Below are 13956 nucleotides of genomic sequence, written 5' to 3' on the forward strand. Positions count from 1 at the left end.
GTCATCGTATGTCCCTCAACGACTAGCTCCAGTCACGCCTCTCGTCGGCGCCCTCGGGACGGACCCGCTCGCCCGTGGAGTACATGGGCGGCTGCCCCTCGACATAGGGCCGCGAGACCGGGCCGAGGCCCAGCGGGTCGTTCGGGTCGACGCCCTGCTGCGGCGGCGGCTGCTGCTGCTGGTAGCGGGGGTCGGCGTACTGCTGCGGCGGATACTGCTGCTGCCCCGGCGGGACCTGGAACGACGGGTCGGTGGAGTAGACCGCCCCCTGGGCGTAGCCCGGCGGGTAGGCCTGGGGGTCGGGGGCGTACGGCTCCGGCGGGAACGGCGGGGCCGCCTGCACCAGGTGGGGGCGCTGCTCCGGCGGGAACTGCTGGTAGGGCTGCTGGGGCGGCATCTGCTGCGGGGGCATCTGCGGCTGGGGCATCTGCGGCGGCATCGGCGGCTGCTGGGCCTGCGGGGGCTGGTAGCTGCCGGTCTGGTAGACCGTCGCGTCGGCCTGGTAGACGTCGCCGGGGAAGGGCTGCTGCTGGTGCTGGGCCGCCTCGGCGTCGGGCTCGGCGTCGAACTGGTAGGCCGGGCGTCCCGGGATGGGCGAGGGGAACTGGTAGACCGGCTCGGCCGGGACCTGTCCGTCGAACGGCGGGAAGTCGGGCTGCGGGGCCTGGCGGCGCGGCCGCTCACGCGGCGGGGCCTGCTGGTCGACGGCGACGAGGCGGTCGCGCGTGGGGGCGCCCCGGGCGACCAGCACGTCGTTGGGGCCGAGCGCGGCCGGGGCCGGGGCGGGCTGGCCGTAGGCGGGGGTGGCCTCGGGGTAGGGGTTCGGGTCGTAGCCGACCGGCATGGGCTGCTGTTCCTGCGGGAAGGGCGGGAACGGCGGCTGCTGCGGCGCCATGGGCTGCTGGGGCTGCTGCTGCTCGGGGGCCGGCGGGCGCGAGTATTGCCCCGTGCCGGGATATTCACCCGGGTAGTCGGCCAGGTCGGGCGCCGGAAAGGGGCCCGTGCCGGGCTGGTCGGGGCCCGGCGCCGTCTGCCCGGTGGCCTCGGCGTAGCCGATCTGGAGGGTCTCCAGGAGGCGGCCGACGTCGTCCATGGGCATGCGGAAACTGGCGGTGCACATCTCGCCCCGCCACAGACTGAGAACGAGGGTGCCCTCGTGCCAGGTCACCCGCAGAACGCGGTCCTGACCTCGGGCGTCAAAGAAAACCTCGCCGAAGGATGGCAGCGGGACGACTTCCGACATGACAGACATAGTGCCTTTACCTGCCCTTATCCGTCCACTCGACCTCAAGAAACCCTACAGAAACGCCCGTCTCGGATTGGTCGGGTCACCCCGTTTCCGCCCGAGGTAGATCGTCTTTGACCCAGCGCCCCGTGTGGCCAGTGTGCCACGGGAACTCCCCTTCGCACCCCCGAACTCCGGGATGTGGTCCGGCGGTCACGGTCCGATAACAGCACGCCGTTGTCGGTGGCGGGCGCTAGCCTTTCGGGGTGCCGAAATCCGACCTGCCAACTGTAGAAGAGCTGCTCACGATCGCCGTCAGGGAGCTCGGCGGCGCCGAGAGACCCGGGCAGGTCACCATGGCCGCGGCGGTCCAGAAGGCGCTCGACAAGGGCGACCATCTCGCAGTTCAGGCGGGCACCGGCACCGGCAAGTCGCTGGCCTATCTGGTGCCCGCGATCCGGCACGCGGCGATCTCCGACAGCGCCGTCGTCGTCTCCACGGCGACCATCGCGCTGCAGCGCCAGCTCGTCGACCGCGATCTTCCGAGGCTCGCCGACGCCCTCGAAAAAGAACTCCCGCATCGACCGGAATTCGCCATTCTTAAGGGCCGTCGCAACTATCTGTGCCGATACAAGTCAACCGTCGGCATGCCCGAAGACGAACAGGATCAGCTTTTCGACCCCCGCGAAGTGAGCGCCACGGGCCGCATGGTCCAGCGCATCCAGGAATGGGCCGAGGAGACCGAGACCGGCGACCGCGACGAGCTCGTCCCGGGTGTGAGCGAGATCGCCTGGCGCCAGTTCTCGGTGTCGGCGCGCGAGTGCCTGGGCGCCCAGCGCTGCCCCAGCGGGTCCGAGTGCTTCGCCGAGCTGGCCCGCGAACGGGCCGGGATGTCCGACGTGGTGGTGACCAACCACGCGCTGCTGGCCATCGACGCGATGGAGGACTTCCAGGTCCTGCCCGAACACCGGGTCGTGGTCGTCGACGAGGCCCACGAGCTGGTCGACCGGGTCACGTCCGTGGTCACCGACGAGTTGTCCGAGTCCACGGTGGGGCTGGCGGCCCGCCGCGCCGGCCGGCTGATCGAGCAGGGCCTCGCCGACCGGCTCCAGGAGGCGGCCGAAGACCTCGGCTCCCTCCTCGCCGCCGCCCCCGCCGGCCGCGTCGACGACCTGCCCCAGTCGCTCGGGCTGACCCTGGCGCTCGTGCGCGACGCCGCCTTCGCCTGCATCACCGCCCTCGGCTCCCGCACCGCCGACAAGGACGACCCCGAGGGCTCGGGGGCGAAGAAGGCGGCGTTCACGGCGCTCGACGAGGTCCACGACACCGCGCAGCGCATGCTCGACGCGTTCGGCGGCGACTCCGAGGTCGACCGGGCCGAGGTGGTGTGGCTGGAGGAGGGTTCCGGCCGGGTCCCCCCGACGCTGCGGGTCGCGCCCCTGTCGGTGGGCGGCATGCTCCGCGACAAGCTGTTCGGCGACCGGACCGTCGTGCTGACCTCCGCCACCCTGGCGCTCGGTGGCACCTTCGACGGCATGGCCGCCCAATGGGGCCTGGGCAAGAACGACGACTGGAGCGGCCTCGACGTCGGCTCCCCGTTCGACCACGGGCGCTCCGGCATCCTCTACGTCGCCAAGCACCTCCCCCAGCCGGGCCGCGACGGCCTGCCCGAGGCCTACATCCAGGAGATGGTCGAGCTGGTCGAGGCGGCCGGCGGCCGGACCCTCGGGTTGTTCTCCTCGATGCGCGCCGCCAAGGCGGCGACCGAGGCGCTGCGCGACCGGCTGTCGGTGCCGCTGCTGTGCCAGGGCGACGACTCGACGTCGCTCCTGGTGAAGCAGTTCGCCGCCGACCCCGAGACCTGCCTGTTCGGCACCCTGTCGCTCTGGCAGGGCGTCGACGTGCCCGGCCCGTCGCTGACCTGCGTCATCATCGACCGCATCCCGTTCCCCCGCCCCGACGACCCGTTGACCTCCGCGCGGCAGCGCCACGTGGCGGCCAAGGGCGGCAACGGCTTCATGTCGGTCGCGGCCACCCACGCCGCGCTGCTGTTGGCGCAGGGCGCCGGCCGCCTGCTGCGGTCGATGGACGACCGGGGCGTGATCGCCGTCCTCGACCCCCGCCTGGCGACGGCCCGTTACAGCGGTTTCCTGCTGAACTCCCTGCCGCCCTACTGGCGCACGACCGACCCCGCGGTGGTCCGGGCGGCGCTGAAGCGGCTCACGTCCTGACGACCGGCACCACCGGGTCGCCGACCCTGAGCTCGCCGAGGTTCTTCGGCACCAGCCGGATGCCGAACCAGGTCTTGCCATCCCATCTGCGGTGTTTGGCCAGCGTGCGGAGGGGTTCCTTGCCCCGCTCCCGCGTCTGCGGGTCCCAGAGGGTGACGAAACAGCGGTCGCAGAGCTCGGAGACGCGGAAGTCGACCTCGCCGATGCGCACCGACGTCCAGGTGTCCTCCTCGAACGGCGCGAACCCCTCGACGACCACACTCGGCCGGAAACGGGCGACGTCGAGCGGCCGGGGCGTGGCCTCCTGCCGCTCGACGGCGCCCTCGGCGATCCAGTCGTCGAGGCGGGCCAGGGAGTCGCGGGTGACCAGGAGCAGCGGGGCGTCCCAGGCGAAGCTGACCACCTCGCCGGGAAGCCCGCCGTGGTAGTCGACGATGTGCCGGCGGTTGGGATCGTCGAGATAGACAAGTCTGGCCGGTTTGCCCAGGAGCCGGGTGAACCATTCATGGGCGTCGTCGTGCGCGAGCATGGCCTCGTCGAGCCCGTGGAAGTAGACCGGCACCAGCGGCCCGTCGGCGGGCGGGACCGTGAGCTCCTCGAGCCCCGGCGCGTTGAGGACCAGCCCGCCCTCCGGGGTGTTGACGGCCCGGACGGAGAGATACTCCGGGTTCTCACCTGACCAGTAGCCGTCTCCCTTGTCGTCGACGACGGCCCACCGGCGGTCGCCTTCGAGGCCCCACGGAAGGACCTTGGCGTGGTCGAGCCGGATCCCCGTCACCGACTTGACGGGGTAGATCCGGATGTCGGAGAGCTTCATCAGTCGACTGTACGAGAAAGCGCTCTCTCAATCACGCGGGATTCAGTCGGGCTCGGCGTGACGGGCCGCGCGGGCCTCCAGCACGTAGCCGATACGGACGGAACGATATCGCTGACCCTCTGTGACGCTTTCGGGCAGATTCTCCCGGTTGGTACCGGACGCGGCTTGGTCGTGGCCGTGGAACTCGACCTTGTGATCGGGCGCGACCCTGACCTCAAGGTCGTCGGCCTCGACGTCGGCGGCGACGACGATGTCGGCCCGCGCGATGTCCTCATCGGTGGGCCGGCCGCTCACGGGGCCCTCCCCAGTTTGCCGAGCCTGCGCAGACCGGCCAGCACGGCGGCGTGACGCAACTCCTTCAACGCACCACCGAGCGTCTGACCGGCCCGATCCGGTCGCTCCCGCCGCCAGTAGTCGGCTTTCTGGTCGGCGTGCTCCTTGCCCTTGGGGCGAGTCTGGCCACCACCTTCTGGTGATGGTGCTCCCCCACCGGCTTGCGGTTTCTCCGTCTGGCGCGGGGTCCCGCCTCGGTCGTCAGCCTCTGGCCTTCGAGATCGGCCGTCACCTGATGGCTTCCCCGCCTGGCCCTCGGCCCGAGGCTCCCCAGCCGGGCCCTTGCGCTGCGGCCCCTCGGCCTCACCATCGCCTTGCGGCTTTCCGCCCTCCCGCGCGGCTTCCGGTCGCCCGGATCGGCCGTTGCCCTCCGGTGTGCTGGTTGTGCCCTCGGCTCTCAGTCTTTCGGCCTGGCCTTCATCTGGCGTCTTCTCAGCCTGGCCTCCTGGTCGTGGCGTCTCATCCACGCCTTGTGCAGTTGGCTCACCCGCCGGGCCTCCGCCTTGCCGCCCCTCGGCTCCGCCTGCTCCTTTTGCCGTCGCAGGTCGGCCTTCTGCGCCTGGATCCTCCGTCTGGCCGCGGCTTTTGGAATCGTGAACGCCGACCTCTTCTCCTGAGGCCTCCTGCACAACTTCCACGCTTGGCTTCTCGACTTGGCCCTCGCTTGTCGACTCCTCGGCGGGGCCTCGTTCCTCTAGCTGAGCGTCGGAACTCTCCGTCTGGCCGCCGGGCGTCGGTTTCTCGGCGCGGCTGTCCTCTGCAGACGCGTGGACTTCGGCGCTTGGCCTATCGGCTTCACCACGGCCTTCCGGCTCTGCGGCCGGCCTCGCTCCGGCCGACTCCTCAGTCCGTTCACCGCCCAGGTTCTCGGCACCGTCGCCCGTTTCCGGCTGATCGACCTCGGTCGTTTGGCTGGACCGATCCTCGCCCTCTCTTGCCTGGTCCGCTTCGGCCTGGGAGTCGGTTCGTCGAGTTTCTCCACCCGCGCCGTCACCAAGGGCTGATGTTTGGTCGGCCTGCTCACCACGGTCGTGATCCGCTCTGCTCGCGCGCCTCACCGGCGGGCGGGAAACGCTCTCTGCGTCGGCGCCCTTTCCTTGATCGGCCTGGACACTGACGGGCCGCTCTTGGTCCCCGACCACCCTGCCGGTGAGCACGTCCTCCCCGTCGGCGGAGGTCTGGTCGGGCCGACCTGTGTGATCGGCACCCTCTCCAACCTTCTGGTCACGTTGCCCAGATGCTTCTTCGTCGCGCTGGCGTTCCGCGTCGTCGGCCACACCGGGAGCCGGGCCACCATCCGAATCCTCGTGCTCGGCAGCCTGACGGGCACTTTCCTCCGTCTTACCGGCAACCTCGCCGACCTCTCCCGCTTCGGCGCCCAACGTCCCGGCAGTCTTCCCGGCACCCTCGCCTGCGGCCTGACCTGCCTCTTCGGTGGCCCTTCCGGCACCTTCACCGACCTGGCCCGCAGCCTGGCCTGCTCCCCCGCCGACGTTTTCGGCGGCCTTCCCGGCACCTTCGCCCACCTGGCCCGCTCCCGCGCCAACGCTCTCGGTCGCCTTCCCGACCCCCTCGCCGACATCGCCGACCGCCTGGCCAGCGCCTTCGCCTACGTCGCTGACAGCCTCGCCAGCGCCTTGGCCTACATCGCTGACAGCCTCACCGGCGCCTTCGCCGACCTCACCGACCGCGTGACCGGCACCTTCGCCTACATCATGGACCGCCTCGCCGACCTCGCCCACCGCGTGACCGGCACCTTCGCCCACGTCACTGACAGCCTCGCCAGCGCCCTCGCCGACCTCGCCCACCGCGTGACCGGCGCCTTCACCCACGTCACTGACAGCCTCGCCGGCACCCTCGCCGACCTCGCCCACCGCGTGGCCCGCGCCCGCGCCCACGTCGCTGACCGCTTCGCCCGCGCCTGAACCCACGTCACGGACCGCATCCCCCGCGCCCGCGCCCACGTCGCTGACGGCGCTGCTCGCGCCCCTGCCGATCTCGCCGACGGCCTGGCCCGCGCCGCCGCCGATGGCCTCGGTGGCGTTGCCCAGGCCTCTGGTCAGGTTTTCGAGGATCTGCGGGTTGTGGTCGAGGGTCTGCAGGACGTCGCCGACGATTCTCGCCACGTTGTCGAGGCGGACCTTCAGCAGGGCCTGGGCCTGCACGCCCTTGATGCCCAGGTCGACCTCGCCCAGGGACACGTCGGCTCCGACGTTGAGTTTCAGCAGGTCCAGCACCTCGGCGCTGACGCTGACGCGGGCCTTGAGGTCGGCGACGCGGAGAGTGATCTCGTCGACGCTGAGGTTCGGTACGTCGAGGTAGACGTCGGGGTCCTCGTCAGCCACGTGCGCTCACCTGGCCCTCGGGGACTCTCTCCTCTTCCTCCTGGCCCTCGGTCTCCTCCTCTGGTTCCGCTGTCTCTTCTCCCTCCTTCGGCGCCTCGGGTTCCTCTCCCGAACCGGGCGGGGGCGCCTCGGGGGCCTCCGTCGCCTGCTCCTCCGAACCGGTCGCCTGCTCCTCGTCGGGCTGCGAGGTGACCTCGCCGTCGTGGATCTCGCCGCGCCAGCCGGGGACGTCGTCGGCGCGCAGCAGCGTCTGGGTCATCACCTGGCGGCGGAAGTGCTTGAGTTCCAGCCGGGCCCGGCGGCCCTGGGCGCGCCAGATGTTGCCCGTCTTCTCGAACAGGCCCTGCGGGTGGTACTCCAGCACGACCAGGACCCGGGTCAGGTTCGGCGCCAGGCCGCTGAAGGTGACCGTGCCGTCGACGTGACCTTTGGCCCCGTGGGAGCGCCAGATGATGTGCCTGTCGGGGACCTGCTCGACGATGTCGGCCTGCCACGTGCGGTGCGACCAGAAGACCTGGGCCTTCCACGTCAGCTTGGTGTCCTCGTCCTGGCTGACGCGTTCGACCTTCTTCATGAAGGACGGGAACTCCTCGAACTGCGTCCACTGGTTGTAGACGACCTGGAGGGGCGCGCCGATGTCGATCGACTCGACGATGTTGACGACCTTCCGGTTGCCCTTGCCCTTGCCGCCCTTGCCGGTGAAGGCCTTGAACAGTTCGGTGACGCCCTTCACGCCGTGCCCGAGGCGCTTGAAGAAGCCCTCCTTCTTCTCCTCGCCGCCCTGCTCCTTGCCCTGGTCCTTGCGCTGTTCCCCGAAGCCCAGGTCGCTGAGACCGCTCTTCTCCCCGGTGGCGTACTCGGTGAGGCGGTCGGTGAGGTCGCCGACCTTGCCCTTGATCTTGCCGGTCACCTTGCCGGTCAGCTTGGTGGCGCCGCGTTTGCCGGCCGCGCCGATGATGCCGCCGACCTCCCTGCCGAGTCTGCCGAGCGGGGACGGCGTCTTGGTTTCCGTCATGAGTCCTCCCCGGTGGAGGTCGTGTCGGAGGTCTTCTCGGACGTCTTCTCGGCGGTCTTGGTGCCGAGCGGGCTGCGCAGCCGCTCCGCCTTGTCGTGGATGCGGTCGCTGAGCTGGTTGATCGGGCCGGTGGTCGCCGCGGTGGCGGCGGCGCGGCCGGCCTCCATGAGGTCGGTCTGCAGCTTCCCGGCGAGCTCTTCCAGTTCGGGCGAGCCGAGGCTCTTGAGGCCCTTGCCCAGCAGGCTCTTGGGCCGGAGCGCTCCGGCGAGACCTCCGACGGCGACGGCGGTCGCCATCGCGAGCTTGTGGTTGCGGCCGAAGTAGTAGCCGAGGGCGATGCCCACCGCGAGTTTGGCCTGACTTGGCTTCATCACTGTCCCCCTTCCGGAATCCCCCTCCCCGGAAAGCGGACAGTGCACCTCAAGAGCGGATCAAATTAGTCGAAAGGCGACAAATCTGGACGTTTGGGGCTGACGTTGTCTCCGGACGACGTCCCACGCAGCCGCCGCAGCACCCACGGGCCCAGGTGTTCGCGCAGCCACTCCACGTCTTCCCGGCGCTTGGCCCTGGGGTCGACCTTGTCGCGGGGCGGCCAGGTGAAGCGCCATTCCTGCCCCGGTACGCCCAGCACGTCGAGCACCCTGGCCGCGACCAGACGGTGGCCGTGCTCGTTCATGTGAAGCCGGTCGTCGCTCCACGCGCGCCAGTCGCGCAGGCCCTGCATCGACCACTGGTCGACCAGGCGGCAGCCGTAGAGGTCGGCGATCGAGCGGACATGCAGGTAGTAGGTCGCGAACGTGCCCCGCGCGCGGCGCATGATCGGGGTGTCGCGCGGGTCGACGCCGGTGAAGACGAGCACGTCGGCGCCGGTCTCCCGCAGCGCCCTGACCGCGCCGGCGAAGGTCTTGGCCATCTTGTCGGGGTCGCTGCCGGGGCGCAGCAGGTCGTTGCCGCCGGCGCAGAAGCTGACCAGGTCGGGGCGCATCTCGATCGCCCTCGGCACCTGCTCGGCCACCACCTGATCGAGCAGGCGGCCGCGGACCGCGAGGTTGGCGTACGTGAAAGAGGGGTTCTGGGCGGCCAGGGTCTCGGCGACCCGGTCGGCCCAGCCACGATAGGAACCGTTCACGCCCGGGTCGTTGAGGCCCTCGGTGAAACTGTCGCCGAGGGCGACGAACGACCCGTACATCTCACATCTCCGCGATGGCTCGCAAGGCCAGGACATAGGACTGCACGCCGAAACCGGCGATCGTGCCGTTGGCGACTGCCGCCACGACCGAGGTGTGGCGGAACTCCTCCCGGGCGGCCGGGTTGGAGATGTGCACCTCGATCAGCGGCGCGGTGCGCTGGGCGAGCGCGTCGCGCAGCGCGTAGCTGTAGTGGGTGAACGCCGCCGGGTTGAGGATCACGGGGGTGCGGGAGTCGGCCGCGCCGTGGATCCAGCGCACCATCTCGGCCTCGTCGTCGGTCTGCCGGACCTCGACCGCAAGGCCCAGTTCGCGACCGGCGCTCTCGCAGATCAGCACCAGGTCCTTGAACGTGGTGGCGCCGTAGACGTCGGGTTCGCGGGTGCCCAACCGGCCCAGGTTGGGGCCGTTCAGCACCAGGACGTCACGCATGGGGGCCTCCGCTCACCGCCTGGTAGGCGGCCTCCAGCAACTCCTCGGACGGGTCTTCGAGCCGGGACGGCTCGGCCAGCGCGTCGAGCACGACGAACCGGAGCTTGGCCCCCCGCGCCTTCTTGTCGATCTTCATGTGCTCACGCAACCGGGGCCAGGCGTCTTCACGGTAAACCGTGGGCAGACCGACCGAGGTCAGAATCGAACGGGTGCGCGCCACCAGGTCGGCCCGGCCCGAGAGTCGGCCGAGTTCGGCGGCGTAGACCAGGCCGATCGCGACCGCCTCGCCGTGGCGGATGGTGTAGTTCTCCACCCGCTCGATGGCGTGGGCCAGGGTGTGGCCGTAGTTGAGGATCTCGCGCAGCCCGCTCTCCTTCAGGTCGGCGCCGACGACGTCGGCCTTGACCTGGATCTTGCGCTCGATCAGCTCGCGGGTGTGGGCGCCCTCGGGGTGGCGGGCGGCCTCGGGGTCGTCTTCGATCAGCCGGAGGATCTCGGGGTCGGCGATGAACCCGCCCTTGATCGTCTCGGCCAGCCCGGCGACGTAGTCGTCGCGCGGCACGCCCACCAGCGTCGCGAGGTCGCACAACACGCCCGCCGGGGGGTGGAAGGAGCCGACGAGGTTCTTGCCCTCGGGGGTGTTGATGCCGGTCTTGCCGCCGACGGCGGCGTCGACCATGGCCAGCAGCGTGGTCGGGACCTGGACGACCCGCACGCCGCGCAGCCACGTGGCGGCCGCGAACCCGGCCAGGTCGGTGGTGGCCCCGCCGCCGACGCCCACGACGACGTCGGTCCGGGTCATGCCGTGACGCCCGAACGCCGACCAGAGCGAGGCGAGCACCTGGACGTCCTTGGCCGCCTCGGCGTCGGGCACCGGGAGGGCCAGCACGTCGTATCCGGCCTTCTCCAGCACGCCCGTCACCGGGCCCGCCAGCTCGGGCAGGGTGACCGGGTGGACGACGGCGACCGTGCGGGCCTTCTCGCCGACCAGACCGGGCAGCTCGCCCAGGACGCCGGCGCCGACGACGACGTCGTAGGGGCTGTCGCCGAAGACGGGGATGCGGGTGACGGTCACTCGCTCTCCAGCTTGAGCTCGGCCCGGATCTGGTCGGCCACCTCGCCGGGCTCCAGGTCGTCGGTGGGGACGGTGAGGACCGCGAGGGCTTCGTACAGGGGCCTGCGCTCCTCCATCAGCTTGCGGAGCTGGCTGCGGGGGTTGAGCACCAGCAGCGGGCGCGCGGAGGCGAGGCCGACGCGCTTGACCGCCTGGTCGAGGCCGACCTTCAGGTAGACCACGGTGTGGCCGGCCAGCAGCTCGCGGGTCGCGGCGTCGAGGATCGAGCCGCCGCCGAGCGACAGCACCCCCTCGTGTTCGGCCAGCGCCTTCCCGACCGCCGCCGCCTCGAGGGCGCGGAAGGCCTCTTCGCCGTCGTCGAAGAAGATCTCGCCGATTGGCTTGCCCGCGACCTGCTCGACGTCGGCGTCGGTGTCGCGGAAGGCGACGCCGAGGCGCTCGGCCAGCAGTTCGCCGGTGGTCGACTTGCCGGACCCCGGCGGGCCGATCAGCACCACGACAGGCATGGACGCTCCCCCTACTTGATGATCAGCGAGGACAGGTAGCCGGAGACGTTGCGGGCCACCTCCTCGACGGAGTCGCCGCCGAACTTCTCGACGGCGGCGTCGGCCAGCACCAGCGCGACCATGGCCTCGGCGACGATCGCAGCGGCCGGCACGGCGCACACGTCGGAGCGCTCGTGGTGGGCCTTGGCGGCCTCGCCGGTGACGACGTCGATGGTGGCCAGCGCCCGCGGCACGGTCGAGATCGGCTTCATGGCGGCGCTGACCCGCAGCGGCTCGCCGTTGGTCATGCCGCCCTCGACGCCGCCGGCCCGGTTGGTGATGCGCCGGACGCCGTTCTCGGTGTTCTCGATCTCGTCGTGGGCGCGCGAGCCGGGGCGGCGGGCGGTCTCGAAGCCGTCGCCGACGCCGACGCCCTTGATCGCCTGGATGCCCATGAGGGCCGCGGCGAGCCGCGCGTCGAGGCGGCGGTCCCAGTGGGTGTAGCTGCCGAGGCCCGGCGGCAGGCCGTAGACGACGACCTCGACGACGCCGCCGAGGGTGTCGCCCTCCTTGTGGGCCTTGTCGATCTCGGCGACCATCGCCGCGCTGCCCTCGGGGTCGAAGCAGCGGACCGGGTCGTCGTCGATGCGTGCCAGGTCGGCGGGGGTCGGCAGCTCGATCGACGGGGTCGCGGCCGACCCGATCGACAGGACGTGGCTGACGATCTCGACGCCGAGGGCCTGCTTGAGGAAGTTCTTGGCGACCTGGCCGAGCGCCACCCGGGCGGCCGTCTCACGGGCGCTGGCCCGGTCGAGGACGGGCCGGGCGTCGTCGAAGCCGTATTTCTGCATGCCGGCCAGGTCGGCGTGGCCGGGGCGGGGACGCGACCGGGGGGCGTTGCGGGCGAGCCCTTCGAGGACGGCGGGGTCGACCGGGTCGGCCGCCATCACCTGCTCCCACTTGGGCCACTCGGTGTTGCCGACGCGGATGGCGACCGGCGACCCGAGCGTGCGGCCGTGGCGGACGCCGCCCGAGATGGTCAGTTCGTCTTGCTCGAACTTCATGCGGGCGCCGCGCCCGTAGCCGAGACGCCGGCGGCGCAGCGCCTCTTCGAGCTCGGATGTGGTGATCTCGACCCCGGCGGGCAGGCCCTCGAGGATCGCGATGAGTTCGGGGCCGTGGGACTCCCCGGCGGTCAACCAGCGCAGCATGGGACCAAGTCTTTCAGATGTGCGGTTAAGCTCCCGCCAGCAGAGCCGCCAGCGCGCCCGCGATCATAGCGGGGCCAAAGGGGAACTCGCTGGTCCGGGTGCCTTTCCGGGTGATAAGCAGCCCTAATGCCCACAGCCCGCCGAGCAGCTGCCCGCCCACCCCGGCGACGATGGCGGCGTCGACGCTGACCGCTCCGGAGACGAGCCCGACCAGCCCCGCGAGCTTCACGTCGCCGAACCCGATTCCCGAGGGCCGCCCGAACCACAGGACGAGATAGATCCCGGCCATCGCCAGCCCGCAGGCCGTGGCGACCATCAGCCGCCCGGTGGGGGCGAGGGCGGCCAGCAGGACCGGATAGGCGGGCAGCGTCACGACGTCGGGCAGCCGCCACGTGCGCAGGTCGGTGACGGTGAGCACCACTCCGGCCCAGGCCGCCAGCAGCAGCGCGGGGACCAGCTCGGGCGTCGCGGCGTAGCGCCAGGCGAGAACCCCGAACAGCAGCCCCGTGACCCCCTCGACGACGAAGGGCCGCCGCGGGACCGGCACGACGCCGACGGTGTGGCGTAACGCCGCGCGTGCCTCTTTGCGGGTGTCGTCGGGCTCGGGCGTGAACCCTCCGGCGAGCTCACGCGCGTAACGCCCGGCGACCACGCCGAGCAGCACGAGCAGCCCCCAAGACAACACGCGGCCGACCCTAACCCCTCCTGCGGGTGCGCGGTCCCGATGCACGTTACGAGTGTGGAAACCCCTGCGAGGCGACCAGTTCCTCTACCCCGGCGCCCCATCACGACTGCGGAAGACCCTCTGTCGCCACCCGTTCGGCTTTCGTCGCCGGTTCGGCGCAGTCAAGACCGCGAAGAAACCCCTACCGCCAGCAGTTCGTCATTTCGTCACCGGTTCCGATGCGCGTTACGACTGTGGAGAGCCCTTGCGGCGCCACCAGCTCTTCTTCGGCGGCTCGGCCTCGAACCGGGCCACCGTCACCCCCGGCACGTCGACGTCGAGGCTCCTGCGGGCGGCGGCGTCCTCGATGGCGGCCATCGCGTGCAGCATGGACCCCTCGACCGCGAACGGCGCAGGGCCCGCGACGTCGATGACCACGGCCGCGGCCTGCTCGTGCACGGCCGCCTTGCAGACCTGCGACGCGGAGGCCTGGATGGGCCGCGCGTCGGCCCGCCACCGGGCGAGCGCCTCGACCCCGGTGAACGCGAGCACGGCCATCCGCCCGTCCTGCCCGACGAGCTTGGGGAGGGCCATCTCGCTCTCCTTCTCCCGCTTGAGCCCGTCTTCGCCGACCTCGGCCTCGGTGAGGAGCGCCACGACAGGCACCAGCAGCCGGGCGGGCCCCAGGGCGGTCAGCACGTCGGCGACCGTGGCGGCCCCGGTCTGGAAGCCGGCCAGCGTCGCGGCCAGCGCGGCGTCGGCCCGCCCGTCGTCGTCGGGCACCAGGGGCTGCGGAATCGAAGGCACGAAGGGCGAGGATACCCGCCCGGCCAGGACGTCGTTTTCCACAGGGCACAGGCATGGAGACGAAGAACATCGGCCGCCTGAGCGACCATGACGTCGTCCCGGGCGGGCGGGCCGTCACCCGCCGCCCTC

General features: G+C 71.2%; 15 protein-coding genes. 3 read left to right on the forward strand and 12 right to left on the reverse strand.

All coding sequences use genetic code 11. The features are described 5' to 3' along the window. Positions 1-22 precede the first annotated feature (22 nt). A complete protein-coding gene (locus tag QSK34_RS10920) occupies positions 23-1243 on the reverse strand; it encodes a hypothetical protein (RefSeq protein WP_285582795.1) in 1221 nt (406 codons plus the stop codon). Positions 1244-1491: 248 nt separating this feature from the next. On the opposite strand from QSK34_RS10920, the gene QSK34_RS10925 reads away from it, so the two are divergent. Further along, positions 1492-3456, forward strand: a complete 1965-nt coding sequence (locus tag QSK34_RS10925; RefSeq protein WP_285582797.1) for an ATP-dependent DNA helicase — start codon at positions 1492-1494, stop codon at positions 3454-3456. Here the strand turns inward: QSK34_RS10925 and QSK34_RS10930 are convergent. Together QSK34_RS10930 and QSK34_RS10935 are read right to left on the reverse strand one after the other, a co-directional pair. Next, positions 3446-4273, reverse strand: a complete 828-nt coding sequence (locus tag QSK34_RS10930; protein WP_285582799.1) for an MOSC domain-containing protein — start codon at positions 4271-4273, stop codon at positions 3446-3448. The genes QSK34_RS10925 and QSK34_RS10930 overlap by 11 nt on opposite strands. A 42-nt stretch (positions 4274-4315) precedes the next feature. Next, positions 4316-4567, reverse strand: coding sequence for a hypothetical protein (locus QSK34_RS10935; protein WP_285582802.1), 252 nt, complete (start codon positions 4565-4567; stop codon positions 4316-4318). Between the two features lie 806 nt (positions 4568-5373). Between QSK34_RS10935 and QSK34_RS10940 the strand changes: the two genes are divergently transcribed. Further along, positions 5374-5610 (forward strand): hypothetical protein, encoded by a 237-nt coding sequence (locus QSK34_RS10940; RefSeq protein WP_285582804.1) that lies wholly within the window; start codon positions 5374-5376, stop codon positions 5608-5610. A gap of 123 nt (positions 5611-5733) precedes the next feature. Continuing rightward, the gene (locus QSK34_RS10945) at positions 5734-6531 is read left to right on the forward strand and encodes a hypothetical protein (protein WP_285582806.1); all 798 of its coding nucleotides are present in this window, start codon (positions 5734-5736) and stop codon (positions 6529-6531) included. A gap of 412 nt (positions 6532-6943) precedes the next feature. Here QSK34_RS10945 and QSK34_RS10950 read toward each other — a convergent pair whose 3' ends face one another. The 9 genes from QSK34_RS10950 to QSK34_RS10990 all read right to left on the reverse strand — a co-directional run bounded on the left by QSK34_RS10950 (position 6944) and on the right by QSK34_RS10990 (position 13827). Beyond that, the gene (locus QSK34_RS10950; protein ID WP_285582808.1) at positions 6944-7966 is read right to left on the reverse strand and encodes an SRPBCC family protein; all 1023 of its coding nucleotides are present in this window, start codon (positions 7964-7966) and stop codon (positions 6944-6946) included. Continuing rightward, on the reverse strand, positions 7963-8337 hold the full coding sequence (locus QSK34_RS10955) for a hypothetical protein (protein ID WP_285582810.1): 375 nt from the start codon (positions 8335-8337) through the stop codon (positions 7963-7965). Before QSK34_RS10955 ends, QSK34_RS10950 begins: the two co-directional genes overlap by 4 nt. A gap of 65 nt (positions 8338-8402) precedes the next feature. After that, positions 8403-9155 carry an SGNH/GDSL hydrolase family protein gene (locus QSK34_RS10960; protein WP_285582812.1) on the reverse strand — a complete coding sequence of 251 codons (753 nt, stop codon included), beginning with the start codon at positions 9153-9155 and terminating at the stop codon, positions 8403-8405. A gap of 1 nt (position 9156) precedes the next feature. Further along, positions 9157-9585: a type II 3-dehydroquinate dehydratase gene (gene aroQ / locus QSK34_RS10965; protein WP_285582814.1), complete on the reverse strand. Its 429-nt coding sequence runs from the start codon at positions 9583-9585 to the stop codon at positions 9157-9159. After that, positions 9578-10660 carry a 3-dehydroquinate synthase gene (aroB, locus tag QSK34_RS10970; protein WP_285582816.1) on the reverse strand — a complete coding sequence of 361 codons (1083 nt, stop codon included), beginning with the start codon at positions 10658-10660 and terminating at the stop codon, positions 9578-9580. Before aroB ends, aroQ begins: the two co-directional genes overlap by 8 nt. Continuing rightward, positions 10657-11166, reverse strand: a complete 510-nt coding sequence (locus QSK34_RS10975) for a shikimate kinase (protein ID WP_285582818.1) — start codon at positions 11164-11166, stop codon at positions 10657-10659. Before QSK34_RS10975 ends, aroB begins: the two co-directional genes overlap by 4 nt. Positions 11167-11177: 11 nt before the next feature. After that, positions 11178-12356 carry a chorismate synthase gene (gene aroC, locus QSK34_RS10980; RefSeq protein ID WP_030454264.1) on the reverse strand — a complete coding sequence of 393 codons (1179 nt, stop codon included), beginning with the start codon at positions 12354-12356 and terminating at the stop codon, positions 11178-11180. 25 nt (positions 12357-12381) lie between these two features. Beyond that, positions 12382-13041, reverse strand: a complete 660-nt coding sequence (locus QSK34_RS10985; RefSeq protein ID WP_285582821.1) for a prepilin peptidase — start codon at positions 13039-13041, stop codon at positions 12382-12384. A gap of 225 nt (positions 13042-13266) precedes the next feature. Then, positions 13267-13827 (reverse strand): SseB family protein, encoded by a 561-nt coding sequence (locus tag QSK34_RS10990; protein WP_285582823.1) that lies wholly within the window; start codon positions 13825-13827, stop codon positions 13267-13269. Between the last annotated feature and the right edge of the window lie 129 nt (positions 13828-13956).

The organism is Herbidospora sp. NBRC 101105, from assembly GCF_030269205.1.
In the GTDB taxonomy this organism is placed as follows: Bacteria; Actinomycetota; Actinomycetes; order Streptosporangiales; family Streptosporangiaceae; genus Herbidospora; species Herbidospora solisilvae.